16 protein-coding genes are annotated in these 22,941 nt (G+C 52.5%); 5 read left to right on the top strand and 11 right to left on the bottom strand.

The annotated features are described in order from the left end of the window. Positions 1-64: 64 nt before the first annotated feature. From BMX66_RS10775 to queG, 6 genes are all read right to left on the bottom strand, one after another. A complete protein-coding gene (locus BMX66_RS10775) occupies positions 65-1,081 on the bottom strand; it encodes an XrtA/PEP-CTERM system-associated ATPase (protein ID WP_090882006.1) in 1,017 nt (338 codons plus the stop codon). Positions 1,082-1,098: 17 nt separating this feature from the next. Further along, a complete protein-coding gene (locus tag BMX66_RS10780; protein WP_090882008.1) occupies positions 1,099-2,670 on the bottom strand; it encodes a TIGR03016 family PEP-CTERM system-associated outer membrane protein in 1,572 nt (523 codons plus the stop codon). Further along, positions 2,657-3,553 carry an XrtA-associated tyrosine autokinase gene (locus BMX66_RS10785; protein ID WP_090882010.1) on the bottom strand — a complete coding sequence of 299 codons (897 nt, stop codon included), beginning with the start codon at positions 3,551-3,553 and terminating at the stop codon, positions 2,657-2,659. The genes BMX66_RS10780 and BMX66_RS10785 overlap by 14 nt, the downstream gene beginning before the upstream one ends. A 135-nt stretch (positions 3,554-3,688) precedes the next feature. Further along, positions 3,689-5,215 carry an XrtA system polysaccharide chain length determinant gene (locus tag BMX66_RS10790; RefSeq protein ID WP_090882011.1) on the bottom strand — a complete coding sequence of 509 codons (1,527 nt, stop codon included), beginning with the start codon at positions 5,213-5,215 and terminating at the stop codon, positions 3,689-3,691. Between the two features lie 279 nt (positions 5,216-5,494). Continuing rightward, positions 5,495-6,118, bottom strand: coding sequence for an XrtA/PEP-CTERM system exopolysaccharide export protein (locus BMX66_RS10795; RefSeq protein WP_090882013.1), 624 nt, complete (start codon positions 6,116-6,118; stop codon positions 5,495-5,497). Positions 6,119-6,538: 420 nt separating this feature from the next. After that, complete coding sequence (gene queG / locus BMX66_RS10800) at positions 6,539-7,651, bottom strand: tRNA epoxyqueuosine(34) reductase QueG (protein WP_090882015.1); 1,113 nt, start codon at positions 7,649-7,651, stop codon at positions 6,539-6,541. On the opposite strand from queG, the gene tsaE reads away from it, so the two are divergent. Further along, positions 7,646-8,182, top strand: coding sequence for a tRNA (adenosine(37)-N6)-threonylcarbamoyltransferase complex ATPase subunit type 1 TsaE (gene tsaE, locus BMX66_RS10805; protein ID WP_090882017.1), 537 nt, complete (start codon positions 7,646-7,648; stop codon positions 8,180-8,182). The genes queG and tsaE overlap by 6 nt on opposite strands. Continuing rightward, the gene (locus BMX66_RS10810; RefSeq protein ID WP_090882019.1) at positions 8,179-9,492 is read left to right on the top strand and encodes an N-acetylmuramoyl-L-alanine amidase; all 1,314 of its coding nucleotides are present in this window, start codon (positions 8,179-8,181) and stop codon (positions 9,490-9,492) included. Before tsaE ends, BMX66_RS10810 begins: the two co-directional genes overlap by 4 nt. Positions 9,493-9,734: 242 nt before the next feature. On the opposite strand, the gene BMX66_RS10815 is transcribed toward BMX66_RS10810, so the two are convergent. Together BMX66_RS10815 and BMX66_RS10820 are read right to left on the bottom strand one after the other, a co-directional pair. Beyond that, positions 9,735-10,274, bottom strand: coding sequence for an NUDIX hydrolase (locus tag BMX66_RS10815; RefSeq protein WP_090882021.1), 540 nt, complete (start codon positions 10,272-10,274; stop codon positions 9,735-9,737). Between the two features lie 144 nt (positions 10,275-10,418). Further along, complete coding sequence (locus BMX66_RS10820; RefSeq protein WP_369826977.1) at positions 10,419-11,579, bottom strand: GNAT family N-acetyltransferase; 1,161 nt, start codon at positions 11,577-11,579, stop codon at positions 10,419-10,421. 103 nt (positions 11,580-11,682) lie between these two features. Between BMX66_RS10820 and BMX66_RS10825 the strand changes: the two genes are divergently transcribed. Further along, positions 11,683-13,299 carry an NAD+ synthase gene (locus tag BMX66_RS10825; protein ID WP_090882097.1) on the top strand — a complete coding sequence of 539 codons (1,617 nt, stop codon included), beginning with the start codon at positions 11,683-11,685 and terminating at the stop codon, positions 13,297-13,299. 108 nt (positions 13,300-13,407) lie between these two features. Continuing rightward, the gene (locus BMX66_RS10830) at positions 13,408-13,746 is read left to right on the top strand and encodes a P-II family nitrogen regulator (RefSeq protein WP_090882025.1); all 339 of its coding nucleotides are present in this window, start codon (positions 13,408-13,410) and stop codon (positions 13,744-13,746) included. 186 nt (positions 13,747-13,932) lie between these two features. Here BMX66_RS10830 and BMX66_RS10835 read toward each other — a convergent pair whose 3' ends face one another. The 3 genes from BMX66_RS10835 to BMX66_RS10845 all read right to left on the bottom strand — a co-directional run bounded on the left by BMX66_RS10835 (position 13,933) and on the right by BMX66_RS10845 (position 20,869). Beyond that, a complete protein-coding gene (locus tag BMX66_RS10835; RefSeq protein ID WP_090882026.1) occupies positions 13,933-16,572 on the bottom strand; it encodes a tyrosinase family protein in 2,640 nt (879 codons plus the stop codon). Between the two features lies 1 nt (position 16,573). Then, positions 16,574-16,825 carry a hypothetical protein gene (locus BMX66_RS10840; protein ID WP_090882028.1) on the bottom strand — a complete coding sequence of 84 codons (252 nt, stop codon included), beginning with the start codon at positions 16,823-16,825 and terminating at the stop codon, positions 16,574-16,576. Positions 16,826-17,080: 255 nt separating this feature from the next. Next, a complete protein-coding gene (locus tag BMX66_RS10845) occupies positions 17,081-20,869 on the bottom strand; it encodes a glyoxal oxidase (RefSeq protein ID WP_090882031.1) in 3,789 nt (1,262 codons plus the stop codon). Between the two features lie 212 nt (positions 20,870-21,081). On the opposite strand from BMX66_RS10845, the gene BMX66_RS10850 reads away from it, so the two are divergent. Further along, positions 21,082-22,731: a M48 family metalloprotease gene (locus BMX66_RS10850; RefSeq protein ID WP_255398915.1), complete on the top strand. Its 1,650-nt coding sequence runs from the start codon at positions 21,082-21,084 to the stop codon at positions 22,729-22,731. The last annotated feature ends 210 nt before the right edge of the window (positions 22,732-22,941 follow it).

The raw sequence follows: 22,941 nt of genomic DNA on the forward strand, positions 1-22,941 counted from the left end.
TAACCGACCGTAAATGTTATGACCAAGTAGCATAACTGGCGTGGGCGATGCGCATGAGCCCTGTCTACCGAAGCCTCTTGTTCACATCAGCCAAGGTCAGAATCTGTTTGACCAACCCCATTAAAGAGACGACGGACTCTTCAAGATTTGCAACCCGTGCGGCCATTTCCTCAAAGCGCTGCACGGCCTCTGCGCATTCCGGATCAGTCACGGTTTTGCCCTCGTCTGACATGCCCGCTATCGGAAGTGATGCCACTGACAGGTCAAACTCGTGCTGAATATCCCGGATTACCTCGCTGACTTCCGAACTGCCGAAATTGTGCAGTTTCTCCAAATAGCCCATCAGTAAAAGACGATCGCACAGTGCATTGATTTTCCGGGGAATTCCACCCGTATAGTCATGTATGGCCGCAAAGGCGTCCTCATCAAACGATGGGTCTTCGCCTCCGCCTGCCGTCCTTAGCCTGTGTTCGATATAGGATCTTGTTTCCGCTGGATCCATGGGTCCAAGGTGATAAGATGCTGTAACTCGTTGCCGCAATTGCTGCATATCGCTGCTAAGCAACGTTTTCCTGAACTCCGGCTGTCCAAGCAGAAATGTTTGTAGCAGCGGCCTGTCATCTGTTTGAAAATTGGAAAGCATCCTCAACTCTTCAACAGTGCGCGGAGAGAGGTTCTGCGCTTCATCCACTACCAGCAGCGCGCGCTTCCCTTGCTTGTCACATTGGCAAAAGAATTGTTCGAGTCCAATCAATACCGAAGCCTTGCCGGAATTGCCATGGGGCAAAGGCAATCCGAACGCCGCGGCAACCATTCTCAAGGTGTCGTCAGAGTCCAGATTGGTATTGACGATTTGAGCGGCAACAATTTTCTCGGACTCCAGCTTGCGGAAAAGATTGCGCACCAGTGTGGTTTTGCCGGCGCCGACTTCGCCCGTAATGACAATAAAGCCTTCCCCCTGCGATAACCCATATTCAAGATAGGCCATGGCACGTTTGTGGCCCTTACTGCCAAAGAAAAAATTCGGGTCAGGCTTCAGTTGAAACGGCTTGGCCCTGAAACCGTAGAATGATGAATACATCCGTCTATTTTCCGATGCTAAAAGCTCATGTTCAGGGAAGCGATAATGGCATTCTCCCGGTAGTCTGCCCCCACTCGATTGGAATCCCGTTCATTACGCCGCAGCTGAATCATGCCGTTGAGGTTAGGCAGGATATGCGGGAACCGCTTTGTTATGCTGAGTCTGAGTATCCTGAGATCGTCCTCTCTGTCGGTATTAAGAAAGGCGAACCTTGTATAGCCGAGATTGAGATTGGCGCTGGTAAGCTGTGAAATTCTATAAATCCATGTTGCGTTACCACCAGTTTGTCGTGTGTGTCTGAGTAACGCGGCATTCGTCTCCCCGATCAGTTCAGCATCCGCGCTTTCTGGTGAGTATGCCTCGCGCGTCATATTGAATCCTCTCAGTACGATAGTATTTCTGGCGCCATTCAGAGCAACGGAGGCCTGTAACCGTTTCTGCAGAAAGAGCCGATTAGTCAAAAAATTGCTGGGTCCAAAAAAGGAACCCGAGAAATCGGGACCGAGAAGTGCGTCACTATGTTGTTGAATGATCCCGGGATTCAGGTTTGGGTTTTGGGCCGCAAGCAATTGACTTAGGGAATCCCCGACATTGAATCCGGAACCAAACAACGCTTGCTGATTGAAAGTGGTTATGTTTTCGTTATAACTCAGATCCCACACTGATAAGCGCGTGCGATGTCTGGCCAAGGCATAATAGGTATCGCCAAAAAATCTTTGGCCAGCATTAGCTACCACGCTTGTCCTTTCGCTCGGTGTCCATGTAAATCCTGCTGTCCAGATCGGGCTCGAGGGGCTTCCCTTGATTGATATAAAACTATTCCTCTCGTAACCGCCCGTGCCTGTCAAGCCGAATTGAGGCGTAAACATATACTGAACATTGACAATCGACCGCTCCAATTCTATTGTTCGGTCGCTCCTGTCAAAATGGACCATCTGATTGCTGTAGTTCACGCCCCACTTGAATTTATTAAAGTCGTTACCGCTGTCGAGACGTGCCAGAAAGCTGTCTCCCTGACTGTTTCGAAGCGTATTCGCGCTTGAACTGACTATACTATGAGCATAACGCAGCTCGGCTACGGCAAAATTCTTAAAACGATGACGAAGATAAGGGCTGACACTGAGCGTTCTGACGTCAGCCCTGTTGCCTGTTACATTGACATTATCGATTGCCTGAGGTCCCGCTATTGATATGTTTTGCTGGGTGATTGCCGATCTTCCCTCCACGAAAAAAAAATCTTCTACCAACTCAGCATTTGCTCTGGCATTCAACCGGTGCCTCGTTCTGGTGAAGTTGGTAGCCTCCGCGTAGATTAGATTGTTCATCAAGTAATTTGCACTGACATTGAAACGCCGCCCTACACCGGTCAGTGAAAATCCCGGATTGATCTGAGTCACGAAATCACTTATCTCAGAGCCTTCTGGCCTAAACGTCACGTTGTCGGTGTAGGTTTCCCTCAAATTCAGCCTCGGACGAACTGCCCATTCGGCAGCGTCTGCGTAAGACGGCAGCGACAGCATTACTATGACGGCAGAGTAACCAGCCTGGAACAACGCGCTACGGTAGCGCTTATTCTCAGGCACTCTCATGATAATAATAACCGTAGTATTCTCCACCAGAAAAAGATCTGGCTTTGTTGTAAATCAAATTTACGACGTCGCATGATTCGATCTGCCGCAGCGTTTCCTTCACGGCCTGTTGTGATGTCGTTTCAGCCTCCACAACCAGGACAATTTGCCCCATCTGCGTCGCCAGAACGCGAGCCTCACTGGTCAGTAACAACGGCGGGGAGTCAAAAATAACGACTCTGTCCGAATAGCGTTCAGCTAGCTCCTTTAATAGCTCGCCCATGCTCTGACTCGCAAGTAGTTCGGTTGAATGAGAATGCCGCCTGCCCGCCGTAAGGAGAGTGAGTTTTTCGATATTGGTTTTAATCAGGACGTCCCCCAGTTCGAGATTTTCATCGAGGAGAATATCCAGCAAACCTCTTTCTGTTCCAAGACCAAGGATTTTTGGTACCGAAGGGCGGGCCACATCGGCATCGACCAGCAATACAGTGCGATCCATTTCCATTGCTATGCTCATAGCGAGATTGACAGTGCAAAAACTTTTGCCTTCTCCCGCCAGCGCGCTCGTAACCATGATCAGATTGCCATTCTTGATCATCCCCGGCCCCTTGTTGAACGCATTCGTAAGTAATGGACGCTTGATTACGCGGAACTGCTCGGCTATTTGCGTTCTCCCCTCGTCAGGCGTGACGATGCCATATTGCCGCATTTTTGCGAGGTTGAGCGTAATACGTTTGGGGGTCGAAGCAAACGCTGGCGAGGGATCCTGGCGGATCTCGTTCCGAGACGTGTCGCTTTCGCTCGCGGACTCATGGTCGGAATTCACGGAAGCGGGTGGTGCTTGCGGAACGCTGGATTTTGCTTCTTTCTCGAGTTTACCTGCGGCTTTTTCAATAATGCTCACGCTTTCTCCAATGTCTGGATTGAGGGTTACCAGAGTTTGCAGTTCGATGGGAATATACTACGAGCAAGAGTTCGGGATTCAAAATATCCCATAATCATTAACAATGAGGATGCATCAGTTTCCAGACATGCTGGGTTACGCTATCTTAAGCATCAGTACACCATATAAACCTAGCAAAGACAGCAGAGACAGACCAAATGCATAAAGACGCTTCCTGCGTTTTACTTTTTCCTGATTGGTCCAGATCATGGGAATCGAACCCAGTATCGGCTTGCCGGAAATTTCACGCAGACTCATCTGACTATGGAACGTCGGCCGTATCTGGCTGATGGCAAACGCTACTCCAATTCCCGCCAATAAAGCCCCAAGGAAGATAATCGAGAAAAATTTGCCGCGATCCGGGCCCACGGGTCTGTCCGAAACTACGGGCGGATCAATTATCCTGAACGACATCAAATCAGTCTGAGAACCCAGTTCTCCCGATATCTTGGCTGATTCGCGGCGTTCAAGAAGTTTCTCATAATTGGCCTTGTTCACCTGATAGTCACGGTTGAGTTGAGCAAGCTCTGCTTCAACCTGAGGCACTGCGTTGCTCAGGGACTTAAGGCGCTCGTATCGTGCGTTGTATTCTTCCACGCGCGCGTTCATTGAGGCCACGTCAGCTTCGGCTTCCGCTAGCGCCACGTTGAGCTGCTGCAGCATCGGGCTGTAGTTTTTTCCCGGATCAGCGCTATACCTGGTCAGCTTGGCTTCCTCCATCTTGCGTTCCTCGAGCTGAGCAATCAGCCGCTTTGTTGCAATGATATCGGGATGCAATTCCGTAAAGTTAAGCCTGAGGGTGTCCAGATTCTTGTTCAATCCCTCAATTCGAGAGTCAAGCTCCACATTGACGATGGATGAGGGAGACTCGCTCTGGTCCACCAGGAGAACGGGTTCGTCACCCGTTATTTGCCTTTTGATCGCATCCCTTGCCTGTTCCGCTTCCCGCAAATCGAGCTTTGTTTTGTTAAGATCTTCCACCGCTTGAGATAACTGAGAGTAATAATCGCTGCCTTGCTGAGGCATCACTCCAATATTCTTTTGCTTGAATGCCTTGAGGTTGTTTTCCCCGATAATTAATTTCTCTTCGTAACTCTGAATTTGATCATCAATAAAACGGATTGCCGACGAAGAATCCTGTTTCTTACCTCCAAGTCCCCCTTCGACAAAAATGGTCAACAAGGATTGAACCACGTCTTTGGCAAGTTTCGGATTCTGATTGTTATAATGAATCGTGAAAAGATTATCGCGACCAGCCGCGCCAAGCTTGATTTTGTCCATGAGGTCCTTGACGAGCTTTTCCTGATCCTTTACATCGTTCACCTTGATATCCAGATCTACCATGCGAACGACTCGTTCCACATTTGGGCGGCTGATAAGGGTGCGACTCATGATGGAAATCTGCTGTTGCAGATCCGGGGAAACCGTCATTCCTGCCAGGAGTGGCTTCAATACATTTTGTGTATCGACGTAAATCCTGGCTGAGGCCTGATAATCATCGGGCAATTTGTAAACAATCACCCATCCCGCCAGGGCGACAATCCAGGCGGCGGCAAGCGCAATCCAGCGATACTTCCATACTCCTTTCAGGTAAACAAGAAGCTGGCTTGTAAGTTCCTCCATTTGTCACACCGTCCGTAGAGATGCTGTTATCGACTTTGTGGCAGTAAGGGTTTTTCCGATATTCCCGGTTTGCATATAATCTACTCCAGAAACTGAATAGCCTTTATTCTCGTCATTATTTTTGCTGCTTCATTCTGGTGTGGTCAGTCCGGGTACGCTTATCAAGTCCGGGGTACGCTTATCAATACGGCAATCAGACAGGCGCAAAATTGCCAATCGCCAGGAACAACATTGTTGCGAATGAATCTTGTAGAGCCATGGTATACAAACAGATTGAAATCAGAAGAAACTTTCCGGGATGACAAGAACGTCCCCCTGACGCACCGGAACGTTAGCCGTGATATCACCATCTCTGATCAAGTCGTCCAGACGGACGCTAAACTGCTGCTGTTTCCCATCTACGTTGCGGACGATTCTAGCCTTGTTGCCTGCGGCAAATTCCGTTATGCCACCTACCTCGATCAAGACATCCATCAGCGTCATTTCTTCGCGATATGGCAGCGCCTGGGGTTTGGTAGCTTCCCCGATGACGCGGACCTGCTCCGTGTAGGGTCCGACAAACTCTGTCACGATAACCGTGACAACCGGCTGCTGGATGTACTTGGACAACGCGGTTTCGATGTCCCTGGCCAGCTGGGTTGATGTTTTCCCGCTTGCCGGCAAATCCTCCACCAGCGGAGTCGTGATTTTTCCATCCGGGCGAACGGGTACGGCCATCGAAACTTCCGGGTTGCGCCAGACGATAATATCCACGTTGTCGCCAGGTCCTATGAGGTAATCGTGGGCGAGATACTTGTCGTCAGCAGAAAGAGGGGGAAAAGTTTTGCAGCCGCTGAGGGAGAGGATAGGTACGATAGCAAAACAAGCCAGCCACTTGAGAGTACCGAGATGCAGAGCGTTCACTGAGTTTCCTTTTTTTGTTTATTGAAGATGCGCCAGGTTACGCGAACAGATTGGTTTTACAGGAAATAAGATGCTATAAGTCAATTTCTCTGTCAAGACAGCATGATTGGAAGCGCAACATGCTAACCGCCAATGTATAGCAGCTTTTTAATGCCCGCATAATAGCATCTTACACAGTGTCAGCAAGCCCATACATGACTCCGGGTTTCGAATCCAAAAGGTCCCCTTCAGGTATAGCGTATGAGCAAATCATTCGAGTTAACGATTCTTTGATTGAATGGTATTCACATCGTATCAAGTTCGGCAGCCGCCGCAAATTGGACCTTAGTACAGCTTCCTCTTCGTTGTCTGTTAAATGCCGTACACAACGCGACTTTTTTTAACTCCAGATTGCCTGTCGCGCTTTTGCGCCTGCAACCGCTAACTGGACCGCCTTTCGTGCTGCTTCAGCGCCCATCGCACATGTTCGCGCACCAGCGGCGAAACATCGTCGCGGCGCTCCTGCAGCGCCGCGATCACGGCCGGAGAGGATGGCGCGTTGCCTAACCCCACTGCGAGGTTACGCAACCATTGTTCATAACCTATTCGACGGATTGGACTGCCGGCAAGTCTGGTGTCGAATTCTTCCCTGTTCCAGCCAAATAGTTCGACCAGGGATGTATCGTCCAGCCCATTTCGCACCGAAAAATCATTTTCAGCCGTGATTGATGCGTATTTATTCCATGGGCAGATCAATTGGCAGTCGTCGCAACCATATACTCGATTGCCGATCAATGGGCGCAGCGCCTCGGGAATACTCCCCTTAAATTCGATCGTAAGATACGAAATGCAGCGCGTGGCGTCGAGCCGATACGGGGCGATAATTGCCTGTGTGGGGCAAATATCGATGCACTTGGTACAGCTTCCGCAATGGTTCCCTACGGGGTCGTCAATCGGTAACGGCAAATCTGTATAGATTTCGCCCAGAAAGAACATCGATCCCGATTCGCGGGTTAGCAACAGGGTATGTTTGCCACGCCAGCCGAGACCCGATTTCTGTGCCCATTCCACTTCCATTACCGGTGCGCTATCGGAGAATACGCGGTAATTGGAATGACCTGTTTCCGCAACAATTTTATCGGCAAGTTTCTGCAAACGCGCGCGCACCACTTTATGATAGTCCCGCCCGAGGGCATACCGGGAAATGAACGCCTTTTCGCCATCCTGGATCACCTCCCAACTGTCTCTGGCTGAGGATGGCATATAATTCATGCGGGCTGAGATCACACGCAGCGTGCCGGGAACAAGCTCCGCCGGACGGCTGCGCCGCGTACCATGCTTTGCCATATAATCCATCTCGCCGTGATAACCGTTGCTCAGCCATTCAAGCAATCCGGATTCGGCCTGCGTCATCTGGGCGCCGGCATCCGCAATACAAATATCCTGAAAGCCGAGTTCTTTACCCCAGGCTTTGATCGTCCCGGCTAACTGGATGAAATCGAGAACTCGATCAGGGGGATCTTGCAACGGATCTTTGGAGGTTTTTTCTTGCATAGTTCACATAATACCGGCTCTGTCACTACACATCACCTTAATCGTCATCAGTTTAAATGTACCTTGGCCGATGAAGCGGCGACCTTGGCGCTTGGCGCTGAAATCGCGAGCACATTGCATCCCGGCCTTGTCATTTTCCTTAGCGGCGATCTGGGCGCCGGCAAAACGACACTGGCGCGAGGCATCCTGCGCGGCCTGGGTTATCAGGCAAAAGTAAAAAGTCCCACCTATAATTTGATTGAACTTTATAAAATTTCTAGGTTATACTTCTATCACTTTGATTTCTATCGTTTCAGTGATCCCATAGAATGGGAAGAAGCAGGTTTCCGGGAATATTTCAACGCGGACTCGATCTGTCTGGTGGAATGGCCGGAAAAGGCGGACGGCTTATTGCCCACGCCTGATTTAAAGTTTGTTTTCCATATGGCTGAAGCTGGCCGCGATGTTGACATTCAGGCAGACACGGAGGCAGGCAAACTGTGTTTGAAACAGTGGCAGGCGCTAAGAAACAAGGGGTCCCAAAACCCTTGAAAGCAGCGACGACCGGTTTCCATAACGTTCGTATCCCATCAATATTCATTATCTGGCTGTCGGCGGCGGCGCCGTTGTTTCTGTCCCCCTGCAATTCCGCCTTTGCCGACATCAAAGTCAGCTCTGTCCGTGTCTGGCCTGCGCCCGAGTATACGCGCCTCACGCTGGAATCCGCCCGGCCCATACAATATTCGCTGAGCATCATAAAAAACCCGGATCGCGTGGCGATTGATCTGGAACACGTCGTATTGACCCCGGAGCTTGAAGGAATCGCGGACAGGATAGACGCCACAGATCCGTATATTCGCACCGTGCGTATCGGCCAGTTCAAACCAGACGTATTGCGGCTGGTACTGGATCTCAAAACCGAGGTTCTGCCGCAGGCATTCGTACTCAAGCCTGTGGGTAATTACGGCCACCGGCTGGTGCTGGATATTTATCCGGTAATACCACCCGATCCTCTCATGGCGCTCCTGAATGAAAATGCCACGGGGGCGTTACAAGAGGAGGTCAACGCAGACAATAATGCAAATGTAAAAACCAGGTCTGCCCGAACCAGTGAAAAAGCCAAAAAGATCAAACCGGAAATGATACGTCTCATCACCGTCGCCATTGACGCAGGACACGGCGGCGAAGATCCGGGCGCAATAAGCCGGAGTGGGACGCATGAGAAAAACATCACCCTCGCGATCGCCAAAAAACTCAAGGCAAGGATAGACAAGGAGCCCAACATGCGCGCGGCGCTTACGCGAGAGGGGGATTACTTCATTTCGCTGCCGATGCGCCTGGTGAAAGCCCGTCAGTTGAATGCCGATTTGCTGGTATCCGTACACGCCGACGCGTTTATCAAGCCCCATGCGCGCGGCTCCTCAGTGTTTGCCCTGTCAGAGCGCGGCGCAACGTCCGCTGCCGCTCGCTGGCTGGCAAAAAAGGAAAACGACGCCGATCTGATCGGCGGAGTCAATCTGGATATCAAGGATCCCTATCTCAAACAAACCCTGCTTGACTTGTCGCAAACAGCCACGATCAATGACAGCCTCAAGCTTGGCAGAGAGGTGCTTGCCAAAATTGGCGACATCAACCATTTGCACAAGAATGAGGTGGAACAGGCGGGCTTCGCCGTCCTTAAGTCGCCGGATATCCCCTCGATTCTGGTTGAAACCGCATTCATCAGCAATCCGGATGAAGAAAGGAAATTGAAGGATGCCGGGTATCAGGACAAACTTGCCGAAGCCATAGTCGCAGGTATAAAACGTTATTTCGCCGACAACCCCCCGCTGTCGCGTTCGAAAATGGTATCGATCGAGTAGAACGTTTCCCTCGGCAACAACTTATTGCTGGTTGCTGACGGATTTCAGAGGACAATCGGAGGCTCCCTTGGCCCTAGGGCCGCTTCTACTTCCTGTCATTGCGTTAAATTTACCTGCAACGTTGTCGTTGCTAACGAAGTAACAAAGGTTTCCAGATTCGCTACCTGCCGTGTCACTGCGTGGGAGGAACCTCCAAAGTAGTTGCCACGAAGTGAGTACCAGGTGCATTGCAAGGGATGCGATCATTTGCGAAACGCTTCTATGGTACCCATGTGAAAGCCCAGCTTTCCCTGGCGCCGCTCCTCAAAGTAGCGCCGCAGGGGTTCGTGGATAACACGGAAAGCCAGCGTGTCCCACGGAATCTCCGTCTCATGGAAAAGTTCGACATCCAGGCTTTCAATCCCCGGGCTGAAGTCAAGATCCAGCAGCCGAGCACGGAATAACACGTGGACCTGGTTGATATGCGGTAAATTATAAATGGAATAAAGCTCGCCCATTTCCACCCGCGCGTTGGCTTCTTCCAGTGTTTCGCGTTCGGCGCCCTGCGCGAGGGTCTCCGCATTTTCCATGAAACCCGATGGCACGGTCCACAAACCGTGCCGCGGTTCAATGGCGCGGCGGCATAGCAGTATCCGTTCTTCCCATTCGGGTATGCAGCCCACTACGATCTTCGGATTCTGATAATGAATAACGCTGCATGCCGAACAGACATAGCGCGGCAAGGTATCGCCTTCGGGTACACGCAACTCCACCAAGGTGCCGCAGTTACTGCAATATTTCATTGGAAGGTTATCGGACAGTTATATTCAAGTGATATTTGCAGCAGTGTACAAATTTTGCGGCCATATCGGTAAATGAGGTAAATGAGGTAAATGGGTAAAGATACAATCTGCCGAAGCTGATATTCGAATTGAATATTCGCTGAATTATTCTCTCACGTCTTTCCTGAACGGCGAATTATCGTTCAGTTCGTCCAGATAATGATCGATGTCTTTCGCTTCCCGCCCCAGATAATTCCCGATCGCAGCAGAGAATTCGGGATGCGCAAGCCAGTGCGCCGACCATGTGCGGACCGGGAGAAAACCGCGCGCAAGCTTATGCTCCCCCTGTGCGCCGCCTTCAAACAACCTGATACCATTTGCGATACAGTATTCGATCGCCTGATAGTAGCAGGTCTCGAAATGTAACCCGGAAATGAATTCTTTCGTACCCCAGTAGCGTCCATAAAGGGTATGCGAGTTATGCAAATTAAATGCGGCGGCAACAGGTTCGCCGTCGCGCAATGCCAGAATCAGCAGCACATTCTCGGGCATGCTTCTGCCAATCCGCGCGAAGAATTCCAGATTGAGATATGGCATGGAACGGTGATCGTCGTATGTCTTGTTGTAGCAGTCGATGAAGAAACGCCAGTGATCATCGCTGATGTCATTTCCCGACAACCATTGAAAACGGATGCCGGCAGCATTGACCTTACGTCGCTCCTGCCGGATTTTCTTGCGTTTGCTGTGGCTCATACCCCCCAAAAAGTCTTCGAAGTTCTCATAATTCACATCCGCCCGGTTTTTCCAATGAAATTGGATGCCGTGCCGCAATGTCATCCCCGCTGCCTCCATTTCACGCGCTTCATGCTCCTGTGGAAAAAGGCAATGGAACGATGAAACCCCAGCTCCCCGGTTTCTGTCCTGCGCCATTCTCAACACAGCCGAGATAAGCAGTGCGCGATGCTCTGCGGTCTTCGCCAGCAGACGCCGTCCCGTTATCGGACTGAAAGGTATTGCGCTCAACAGTTTTGGGTAATAGGCATAACCGTAGCGCCGGTAAGCGTCCGCCCAAGCCCAGTCAAACACATATTCTCCGTAGGAATGGCTTTTCAGATAAAGCGGTAGCGCGCCCCGCAGGACATTTCCCTCCCACAATGTGACAAACTTCGGCGACCAGCCGGTCTGTTTTGAGGCGCACCCGGTTTCATGCAGGGCGGAGAAGAATTCATGCCGCAGGAACGGATCATCCCCGCCGAGTGCGTTCCATGCCGTGGCAGAAATATCCTCAAGCGAATCCACTATTTTTATTGCAAGCACTGACATCATGGAGATTGTCGCGCTTGCCGGCAATCCGCGCAAGGTAGCTCGTTCTGGTATTATTTGGCCAATTTCAACACCGCGAAAGCGGAATCCAGTCCGGCCTCTGACAATGAAGCTCGCCATTGCTCAAATCAACTGTACAGTCGGCGACCTTGGGGGCAACTCCCGCAAGATTCTCGATTATGCCAACCGGGCAAAAAAAGCCGGGGCGAAGCTCATAATTACTCCAGAAATGGCTTTGTCGGGCTATCCGCCGGAAGACCTGTTACTGCGCGATGGATTCCGCCGTGCCTGCAGCAACACGCTTGCGCAACTGGCTGCGGAGATAAGCGGACTGACCCTGCTCGTGGGCCATCCTTATCTTGTCGAAGATAAACTCTACAATGCCGCCTCGGTGATAAGCGACGGCAAGATTATCGCGACATATTTCAAGAATGAGCTTGCCAACGATTCTGTATTCGACGAACGGCGTTATTTCGTGCCCGGCACCGATCCGTGTATATTCGACCTGGAAGGAATAAAGTTTGCCGTCAATATTTGCGCCGATATCTGGAAAAAAGACGCAGCGGCTTGTGCGAGGGAAGCGGGAGCCAACGTAATCGTAGTGCTGAATGCCTCTCCTTACCACATGCGCAAACAAGCGTTGCGCTATGAGACCGTACGTCAGCGTATCGTCGAAACGGGGCTTTCCATCATTTACGCCAATCTAACGGGCGCACAGGATGAATTGGTACACGATGGTGCGTCCTTTGCAATGAATCGCGAAGGCGAACTGACCCATCAATTCAAGGAATTCGAGGAAACTCTCGGCCTGATCGAATTGCAGGATGGCGCGCCCGTAAGGGGGGAAATGGCGTCTTCGGGACCTCTGGAAGCAAGCGTCTATAAGGCGTTATGTCTTGGCGTCAGGGACTATGTCGGGAAAAATGGGATCCCGGGCGTGTTGCTTGGCCTGTCAGGCGGAGTGGACTCGGCGCTGACGATGGTGATCGCGGTAGACGCGCTGGGTGCGGATAAAGTGAGGGCAGTAATGATGCCCTCACAATTCACCGCCGATATAAGCTTGTCGGATGCGCGGACGATGGCCCAGACGCTGGGTGTGCGTTACAGCGAGCTTCCGATCGACACGATCTTTGGCCAATACCGGCAAACGCTGGCGGATGAGTTCTCGGGGGCTCCCCATCACAACAGTCCTGATCTCACGGAAGAAAACGTGCAGGCACGCATACGCGGCAACCTGCTGATGGCGCTGTCGAACCAGTACGGCTCCATCGTGCTCACAACGGGCAACAAGTCCGAAATGGCGGTAGGCTACTGCACTCTCTATGGGGACATGGCGGGCGGCTTCGCGGTGCTGAAGGACATTAAAAAAACCCTGGTGTACCGGCTCTGCCACTACCGCAACACGTTAGGAAACGTTATTCCCGAGCGAGTTATCAGCCGCGCTCCGTCGGCCGAGCTGCGTCCAGACCAGACCGACCAGGACAGCCTGCCGCCTTACGACGTGCTCGACATGATCGCCGAAGCTTATGTGGAGCATGACCTGTCGCTGCGGGAAATCATGAGCACGGACTGCTCAGAGGCCGATGCGCGCCGCGTGGTGCAACTCATCCGCCAGAGCGAACACAAGCGGCGCCAGTCCCCAATAGGCATTCGTATTACCCACCGGGGCTTTGGCAAGGATTGGCGCTATCCTGTTACGGCAAAATATCGAGACGAGTTTTAGCAGCTGCAAATGGACCATGAGTTGCGGCCAGGTTCTCAATGTCTCTCGTATTCGTCCATGGAAAAGCGTCCCAAAAATTTATAAAATAGAACCAATTAAAGGAGTTTCATGAAAAAAATCGAGGCTATCATCAAACCCTTCAAGCTCGACGAAGTGTGCGAAGCCCTGAATGAAATCGGCATAACCGGATTGACCGTTACCGAAGTGAAAGGGTTTGGCAGGCAAAAAGGCCATACCGAGCTCTATCGGGGCGCCGAATACGTAGTGGATTTTCTGCCGAAAATAAAGGTGGAAATAGTCGTGGTTGAAAAACTGGTGGACAGCGTCATCGAGACAATTATCAACACTGCGCGTACCGGCAAGATTGGTGACGGCAAGATTTTCGTCACCGGCATCGAGCAGGTGGTGAGAATACGTACTGGAGAGACGGATGAGGCAGCCGTCTAGTCCATCTCGTCCGTAATTGCTCTTGCTCGAAGGTCACCTTGAAGTCAGGCGTCAATATACAGAACAAGTAACATTTATCATGTCTGCTTTAAATCCTGGCATGTTCATGATGTTCATCTTATGCCTCCTTTCGAGTGATCAAATCTATATCCGGCAGCGCTAACCGTGTCTCAAGGAAAAGGATGACTAAATTATTCCATCTTGCCGCTCTAACTCGTGCATCACTGCCTGAAATACTTGCTCATCAGGGATGATTGAGCGAAGTCGATCCTCGAGCTTGATCTGCGCAATATGTGACGGCTGGCTTGGCGAGGGCTTTCTGCAGTACTCCTTAAAACACCGCCGTAACTCCTCCATGTCAATGCTTGCCTTCCGTAACGACTCGTTGATACTTTTTTGGTTAAGCAAGCAGTTGATAAGGCGGCAGAGGCGATCGTCGCGCGCATTCGGATCGTCCCTTGATGTCGGGGGCGGATTGTCACCCCCTTTCCATACGGCACCTGTCAGCGTTTGCTCTCGCGAGAAGGAGCGGCCACGAAGAGTCCGTCCCTCGGCAACAATACGGAAGCGGTAAATACCAGAAAGGGAGGCAAGTGTCACCGCTTCGAAAATACCCGGCTCGACCTCCGCCATCGCGAGCGTTGCTTCAGTGTTGTCAGGTCGCGTTAGTTCGGCGCGGCAGATTGCGCGCGAGGAAACTGGCATGCCATATTCAGTCAGCACCGCCCTTACCGTTATGGTTGCTCCTGGCTCATTACTTGTTTGCGCGAGCCTCGCTCTCATGCGTAGATTCGAGTAGGCATATACACTAAAGTTATAGCGAATGCCATGCGCCTGAACTGTTGCAGCCTCTGTCGAATTCTTGATCGATTCGAGGTATCTCTTCAAAATTACATCATCTATTTTAAATCTGGCGTACCAGCGCCCAGCATGGGCGTTGCTTGACTCAAGCGGTATAGGCAAACCAATGCGGTACAGCGAAACTTGACTTCCCATTTCAAATGAAGCCATGGGATGGGCTGCAGCAACCCCAGGGTCGATTATGCTTCCATCAGGTGCTTCCAATATGTAGCGGATGAGACGAGGCGCTGGGGATAGCAGGATGGCCTTCATCGTGATATCCGCCTCATTGAGCCAGAAGGGGATACGATGCTCTCGTCCGGGTTGGATAAATCCTTCCGGATCAAGCACGATATCGTTATTCGTTACTCCGGCAAAGATCTGTTGGTAGTACTTGGCAAGACGATAGGTGGCATCCGGCGTCAAGTCGCCCGTCATCGACATGTAGCCATTGTTACCCTCGCAAAGAGCCTGAAGCGCGGTAGCATTTAATATCTCAGCACGCCCGAGCCCGATGGCAAAGACGTGTCCATTGAGCGAGCTGATCAGATCGGCGACATCCGCGATATAGCGGCGCGCGTGCGGCCCGTGATTCTCTTGGCCGTCTGTGAGCACTACCATCGCCTTTACATCGTAATCTGTGACTGGAACTGGATCAAGGATGCCATGCGCAAATGCCACACCTTCGCCGATCGAGGTCCACCCATTGGGATTGGGTGAATAACTGGCAATGGCGGCATTGATGGTGAACTTTCCTGCACCTGCCGCCGGGGTGATGCCGATGCCAGGATGCGCATCCTGGTCGAAGCTGCACACCGCCATTGCGTGTTCGTCCTCAAGGACGACAACGGCGGTAGGTGCCGAGAATTTGAGCACGTCCTCGCGCTCTATCCCTGGTCCGATGCCAGAGTCGAAGTTCATGCTGTTCGACTGGTCCAGTACCATGACGATCGCTGCAGTTGGCCGCCTGATTGTGTTGGTGGTGAGAGCAACCACGAACTCCCCACCGGTTTCATCACAGCGAATAGTGACGGTGCCTGTTGCCATATCCCCATCGCTTGTGCCTTGATAAGTAAACCAGAGGCGCCCCTTCGTGTCGATGTCTGGATCGGCGGTTATCGGCGAAGCCAGCACACCAAACATCGTAGCGGCTGGACCGGAGGTGACGGTTGGCCCGCTTACCACGGTAAAGTGCACCGGCTCGCAGGCGTTCACGCTGAACACGGCTGCGCCTAGGCGCGTCTCGCCTTCAGGCACCTCTATAAAGTTAATGACCGGCGTATCTAGGGTAACCTCCGGCAAGTCTTCCTCGAAGCCCGGAGGGTAATCATAAAGGTTGATAGCACGATGATCGAGGACGTCTGCGGGGGTAGTGCTCACCGATGTCATGGGATCATTGAGGCCGAAACCCGCGCCGCTCGATACAAACTCCGCGCCTGGATTGAGTAGCTGCCACTGCGCCCACAGCAGGTCGATCCAGCAGTGATGCAGATAGAAGACCGGATCGCCTGGCGAGGCGAGACTTGCCATTACACCGCTGACCCAGTTATGGGGCGAGTTGTGAATAGTGGACTCCAAGTTCTCCCAGAAAACGTCGTAGGTGCCGAGCGCGAGGGTGGTCTGTACTTGCTCCGGCGTCGGCAGTATCGCCGCGCCGAGTGCGCGCCCGAGTCCCCAGGCTGCATCGAACTGCCCTAGAAAAGCATTGTCCCAGAGCGGATCGGATGGGCTAGTATCCACTGTCGAGTTCCAGTATGGGATGCTAATATCGGAATGATACGTTCGGAGTGCATCCTCGAAACGGCGCAGGAAGTCACGGTGCCACGGCAGGAAGTGCGAGCTTCCATGAATGCCCATGTGGAAGAATGCTGCATGCTCATCAGCGAATTGGTCAACGAGCCCGGTGGATTTCAGATGATGCAGCGCCTGAACGAAGCGGTCGAGTTCAACATCAGTAAGATCGCGATAATTTTTCCGGCAGCTCATATCACTTTCCTCCCTTCAGGGACTGTTCGCGCCGAATCATGTCGACCTTGCGTCGATAATCAACGAATCTGCGAGCGAGTTCCATAAGATCGTGCGTATGGTCGAAAGCATACTCGTGCAGGAAATACATTCCGTTATGCATCTGGCCGTAGCGAATTGGCACATTGTCGATGAGCAGTTCGAGCTTGCCTTTCCGCTCGCGAAGCTCAATTGAATGCCCTTCGTATTCCTGGCATTCTGGTTCCGGTTTCATATGGAAGCTCCTCTTAGCTAGTGAGTATTTGGAATGCTCGAATCTCTCCGCCAAGTAATGCGCGAATAATCCGGTCTCAACGCAGACAGTGCAGTGTGCCTCGCAACACTTTGAAATGAGCGGGTATCGATTGGTATATTTCCTCGATGTTGGTGTAAAAAAGTACCTATGCCACCATTATTTCCCCTCAATGTTGATGACTCTCATGCGCATCGAACTCGGCGCTTTTGGTATACCGGTACGATAACTGTACGTTTAACAACAGAGCAGCTCCACGCGTTGGATACGTGTTTCCCGTCCGTGCACGAATTTACACCAGACTGCCAGAATCACAGCGTCGCAGCATGCTTTATAAATAACCTCTTCAAGTCCTTTATCGCATGCGCAAAAAGCGTGCTCCCCATCGCGGGCCTCGAGCACGAACCCATCGAAATGGCCGACACCGTCGTACAAGACCCTTACGACCTTTCCTGTTACAACGCATTCATCAAGAGAATCAGGGCAAACAGGGCAAACCGGCTTTCCCTCGCCGGTTGGCGACGGCCGCACGTCATCCGGGTTTCCGCCGAGCCCTTTGACACGATCAGCGATCTCTTCAAGATAACGCGTCCAGACAGGGCGCCAGCGGTTCGTTGCTGGTATCGATTCGCCAATATGCCGAAGGACTGAAAGCTTGCGAATTTCCCTGGGAAGAATTTCAGTCGCCGTCTTAACGGGGATCGTAATTTGAAAACTACCAATTATTCGGCGCGGATATCCGCTCACCTGATGAGCCGTTATGGTGAATTTTCGCCCTCTAGCCACAGTCTGGGGCAGTTCGATCGAAAGCAGCCCGGGAATATTGAGTGCGCGAGGGCCCGGAATTGGAATGTAAGTGACATCCCCAACTTTGCAAATCAGTGAATTGTCTTCGCGAGCGGTGAGTACCGGGGGGCCGTTGCGAAACGCGGCGGCGGCGACTACCTGCTTGAGATCAATGTTGGGAATATAGACCCTTACCCTGCTGTCGCGCGGCAGGTCACGCCAGCGGATCATCAATTCGTCATTCTCAATTCGCCGTTTGGTGCCTGCCGCCACAGCAGGTTGAACCGTCGTAGCAGCCGCAAGATGTTCTGGAGATTGAGGTTGCAGATCGTTCCCGCCGCCTTCGATCATTACTGTAGAAATTATGGGACCACGCACAATATCCTCAGGCAGTGCCGCAGGCGGTCGGGGTTTCCGTTTGGGGGGATCTTGAAAAAATCCAAACGCCTGTGGCACTACAATGGGAACAATCGAGGGCTTTATTTCGAAAGTGGATTGCACTGTATGAGTCGTCGCTGAACCGGGGTTATCCGAATCAACAATAATCAGGTTGCGTTGCGACAGATTGTCATGCGAACCTGGCGTGGCGCCATTGGGTATTGGATCAAGCGGGTAATGAATCTCCGCAGCCAGACAGCAGTGATGATTGCGCACAAGCTGCTGGATGCTGAGAAGTGTTCCTTCAAACGGGCCGCCACTGCCGTTATGCGGAGGGTTCAGCGGGAATCGCGAGGTCGGCTGATTAAAGTCGAGCCAGCAACCGAAATAGGCTGTTACTTCAATTGCGTCGTTACCTTCCAGGTCTATATTATTGGTCGCATCGGCCTGGGTTCGCATGTCAGCCTGCCGTGTCTCGGCGAAGAACGGAATAGATACGATTTCGCCTCCCGCAAGGCCCAGCAACGGCGCCGCACTCGCGCCATTGCCCTCGCGCGGATACGTCGCGGCATCGTATACCAGCCCCGTAGCTGCCGTAGTGAAAAGACGGAAAAATACCTTAACATCGTCGGCATTAATCGTCGCCGGTGCGCGATATCTGACTTTGGCCACGGCAAAATTGAAAATCGGCTCACTGCTTACTTGACTGGCCAGTTCGAGCTGGCTCTCCTCAATATCTTGCGAAATATCGAAGAATGGATGGTCTTCGTCGGTGGGGGTCTCGTTGAATTTTGTCATCAACGCCTGAATGAAATTGATTGAAGCACCGTCACCCGAAGCATGTGTGATCCCGGCTCGGGTCAGCCCGGGCCGCATCGTGAAAACCCTGAGATCGGTGCTGAGCCAGTGAACCTGCCCATCACGCATATAGGGGTTGGGATTCTTGCTGAGCACTAGTGTCGCTTGCTCGGCATTGCCGCCATGCCGCACCGTGAGCGTGATGTTCTGTGCTGGATCGGCAGCTGGTATTTCGTCGAATGCCTGCTGGCTGGTGAAGCGTATGTTAAAGACGAAGGTAATCCGCTGCGCGATGTCTGGCGGAATGGTGTCATCCTCGTAGTCAATGCTGTTCAACTGAGCGCTCATGCCGGGAACCTCTGAACCATCTGGTCTGTTAAAGCTGATCGCAGGTGTTACTGGCGGGCTTCCGACCTCGCTAGGAAGGAAACCTTCAAGGATCACATAGAGAGCGTTGGTAAAGGTGGCGGGGGTGCCGAGCGCCTGAACCTCATGCGTGGAGAAGGTGCTTCGGTCAGTGATCAAAATCAGCCGCTGCGAACAGATACGAATAAAGCTGGCCTGCTGGCAAGGCAACCCATTCGCATCAACGATCCAGAGTAGGTAATAGCCTGGAGGCGCGATGCGGCTGTTAGGGGGCGAGATGACGCGCAGGCGATTATCTTCAAGCAAAGTGAAGGTAAGTCCTACATACCGCTGATCGCCATCAAATGCGTGTGTAACTGAGCCGCAGCGGGTGATTGCCACGCGGCGAATCTCGGCAGTCGTGGAGATCGTAACGTCGAACGTTTGGCCGTAACCTGTGCTTGCCGGAACATCCGACAATTGGGGCCGGCTAGGGTTGGCATCATAATCCGGCTTGAAAACTTCGATACGCAATTCGCCGACGATAGAGGGGTCCCCTTGATCCGCATTTTTGCTTGATCCCGCTACCCAGACCCGTCCATCAGGTAAGAGCAAAGCGGTAGAATGATAGTTACGGACTGCCTCTGCCGCATCTACCGTTGTCCAGCTATCCGGAGCTGTGAACTGACCGGTGTTCCAATCTATACCAGGGTTGTAGATCTCGCCTTCTTTGACTGCGTCCGTATCGGATGAGCCGCCATTGATGCCGCCAGAAACAAATATTTCGCCATTCGGAAGAATGACCGAGCAGGCAAAACGGCGTTGTCTACCGGCGGCTGCGCCAGTGCGGGCGGCAGTATCCTGCCAGGTCGGATTCACTTGTGATAGATCAATCTTCTTTGCCTCCGTATCTCCACAGATCATCACGCGTGGTCTGTATCCATCCGTCGGCAGCAACGGCAAGAGAACCGAGGGGAAGTCCCAGCTATTGTTATAGCGGCCACCTCCCGCTGCTGGAATGGTTGCACCAACGGTTAACCCAGTGAACGGATTATAGATACGGCATGCGTCGTTTACTGGGCTGACAAAGAAAACGTTTCCATCTGGAAGCAGGTGAAACCTGGGGTAATAACGGCTGCGAATCCCTACATCAAGACGCTCAGCGGTTAGTAGCGACCAGGTATCGCCGCCGGGAGAGTAGCGTTCTGGAGTATCATTGTTGTGGCGGCTGTCGGTTCTGAATGGATGTCCAGCGACGGACAAGACCTCGCCGTTCGCGAGCGTGACGAGGGTTGGATACCAGCGGCCACCACCGTCGGGTTCACCCGGTTCGAAGTTGAAGTCATGAACACGGTCCCAGGTTCGGGCGCGCGGATGATAGATCCAGCAGGCGTGCTCGCCCAGAAAATTCAAATCGTGGCCGTGCCCCTCGTGTTCCCCGCCCCACTCTTTGGTGCCACCTCCAACGAGGAGGCGGCCATCAGCGAGATAAGCATGACCACTGCAGAAGACATCGGTATCAGGCGAAGTAATCGTCTCAATCAGCGGGTCGCCTGTGAGATTGAAAAGACGGGAGTTGTCGAGGTCAGCCGGATTGCCACTTTCATTCTGGGCAGCATTATGTTCGCTTCCGCCGAACATCAGGATCTGGTTGGTTGGAAGCAGGGATGCGTGAATTGCAAGAATTTCCGAATTTTCGGTGACGACTTCCCACGGCATGGCTTGATCCTCCAAAGAGAGGTAGGTAAGGAGTGCATTGGTTCGGCGTGCTCATCTGAGAACTTAAAACTTAGCAAGGATTTTTGAAAATACAAGGGCATTTGCAAAACCGAATTGCCTCAATAAAAAGTAACCGAAGGAGCGTATTAAGGATATTGCGTCGATGAGTTAGGGGGAATGAACTTAGCCCGGAAAGAGTTATCATATCGGACATGAAAATGCGCTATGTAGCGGCTATGTTGCCAATATTGCTTGCGCCGAATGCTTCCGCAGAGAGGTTTTCAAAGGCCAGTGATATACGTCGGGCGATCATTCTGCCAAAGCCGGAACGAGAACTCGGCATGGAAATCCTATCCAAGATTCGCGCCGACCGCGGCTATCTTGAATTGTTTGCGCCGGATGTTTTTGCTAACGAGTTGCCGGAACTCGGCGATGTGTCCCAGGCGACCATTTCGCCACAACAGGAGAGAGAGCTCGGCCTGAAAATCATGTCGGAGATTCGCGCCGATCGCAGCTATCTGGATGATGCCGAAATAGCGGGATATCTCACCAAACTCGGCAGCAGGCTGATTCGCCGTTCGAATGAGGCGCATCCCGACCAGGAGTTCGAGTTTTTTGCGCTGCAGGATCCGGTGCTTAACGCGTTTGCCCTGCCCGGCGGCTTCATGGGCTTCAACAGCGGCCTTATTCTCGCGGCGGAAACCGAATCGGAGTTGGCTGGGGTAATGGCGCATGAAATCGCGCACGTTACCCAGAAACATCTCGCCCGCATGATTTCCGGGCAAAAATACAGCATGCTCACCTCTCTTGCGGCGGTAGCACTGGCAGTTCTGGCGTCGCGTTCCAATCCCCAGGCGGGGCAGGCGGTTCTGGTGGCTTCCCAGGCGCGCCAGATTCAATCGCAACTGGACTTTACCCGCGATCATGAAAAAGAGGCTGATCGCATTGGCCTGAGTATACTGGTTAGCGCCGGCCTCGACCCGCACGGGATGTCGGGATTTTTCGAGCACATGCAACGAGCATCGCGATTCCATGAGAACGGCGCCCCTTCGTATCTGCGCACTCACCCGGTTACTTATGAGCGCATCGCGGACATCGAAAATCGCATCCAGGACATGCCGTACCGGCAGGTTCCCGACAGTCTCGATTTTCAGCTGGTGCAAGCCAAGCTGCGCGCCACCATCGAGAAGCCCGCAGACGCCATCAATTTTTTCGAATCGGTTTTGCGGGAGGGACGCTATACCAATGAGACTGTGGAGCGCTACGGACTCGTCAATGCCCTGTTGCGCAGCCGGGATTACGCTCGCGCTGATAAGGAATTGGGGCGTCTCTATGACAGTTTGCAGCCTGTTCCCACGGATGAAACGCTGGAGAACCACAGTCTCGGCGCATCCATCGAGATTGAAAGTGAGGCAGCGCCCTCCCATCCCATGATCGAAACGCTTGCGGCTCGCGTCAAGCTCGCTGCCGGGCAAACCAAGGACGCGCTGACCATTTATCAGTCAGCACTGCAAATATTTCCACTAAACAAAGCACTGATCTATGACTACACTGCCGCGCTACGAGAAACTGGCCGGGCGGAGAGTGCGCTGGAATTCATAAATCAGCAATTGCGATACAGCCCGAACGATGTGCGCCTCTACAAATTACAGGCGCAAACGCACCAAGCGCTTGGAAACGTTCTGGCGCAGCACCGCGCCCAGGCCGAAGTCTATACCAGGCAGGGAGAATTCCCTGCCGCCATCGAGCAGTTGCAGATTGCGTTAAAAAGCGGCGATGGTGATTTCTACCAGCTGTCCAGCGTTGAAGCGCGTCTCAAGGAGTTGCGCGAGCTGGCTGCCAACCAGACCGATGCAAAATAAGCTTCGGTAAGCGCTGGGGCTTGCGGATGACAATCTGCCTGTCGGGTCGTGTATCTGCCATTCGTGCCGCTACCGTCCCGGTCTCGTGCGACTGCACAGCTTTCCATTCTCCAAAAGCAATGATCAGCCACCGCCGCGCCGTATCGGCCGGAAAAATCGGAGCCTATCCGGAGTTCCTGAACGTCTCATACTCAGGTAACATTCTGCCTT

This window comes from Nitrosovibrio sp. Nv6 (genome assembly GCF_900110495.1).
In the GTDB taxonomy this organism is placed as follows: Bacteria; Pseudomonadota; Gammaproteobacteria; order Burkholderiales; family Nitrosomonadaceae; genus Nitrosospira.

Bases quoted from the DNA above. Each gene is read 5' to 3' on its own strand.
- BMX66_RS10845 (WP_090882031.1), bottom strand. From the start codon at position 20,869: ATGCCGTGGGAAGTCGTCACCGAAAATTCGGAAATTCTTGCAATTCAC.
- BMX66_RS10790 (WP_090882011.1), bottom strand. From the start codon at position 5,215: ATGGAGGAACTTACAAGCCAGCTTCTTGTTTACCTGAAAGGAGTATGG.
- BMX66_RS10840 (WP_090882028.1), bottom strand. From the start codon at position 16,825: ATGAAACCGGAACCAGAATGCCAGGAATACGAAGGGCATTCAATTGAG.
- BMX66_RS10850 (WP_255398915.1), top strand. From the start codon at position 21,082: ATGAAAATGCGCTATGTAGCGGCTATGTTGCCAATATTGCTTGCGCCG.
- BMX66_RS10825 (WP_090882097.1), top strand. From the start codon at position 11,683: ATGAAGCTCGCCATTGCTCAAATCAACTGTACAGTCGGCGACCTTGGG.
- BMX66_RS10775 (WP_090882006.1), bottom strand. From the start codon at position 1,081: ATGTATTCATCATTCTACGGTTTCAGGGCCAAGCCGTTTCAACTGAAG.
- BMX66_RS10820 (WP_369826977.1), bottom strand. From the start codon at position 11,579: ATGATGTCAGTGCTTGCAATAAAAATAGTGGATTCGCTTGAGGATATT.
- BMX66_RS10835 (WP_090882026.1), bottom strand. From the start codon at position 16,572: ATGAGCTGCCGGAAAAATTATCGCGATCTTACTGATGTTGAACTCGAC.
- BMX66_RS10830 (WP_090882025.1), top strand. From the start codon at position 13,408: ATGAAAAAAATCGAGGCTATCATCAAACCCTTCAAGCTCGACGAAGTG.
- BMX66_RS10780 (WP_090882008.1), bottom strand. From the start codon at position 2,670: ATGAGAGTGCCTGAGAATAAGCGCTACCGTAGCGCGTTGTTCCAGGCT.
- queG (WP_090882015.1), bottom strand. From the start codon at position 7,651: ATGCAAGAAAAAACCTCCAAAGATCCGTTGCAAGATCCCCCTGATCGA.
- BMX66_RS10815 (WP_090882021.1), bottom strand. From the start codon at position 10,274: ATGAAATATTGCAGTAACTGCGGCACCTTGGTGGAGTTGCGTGTACCC.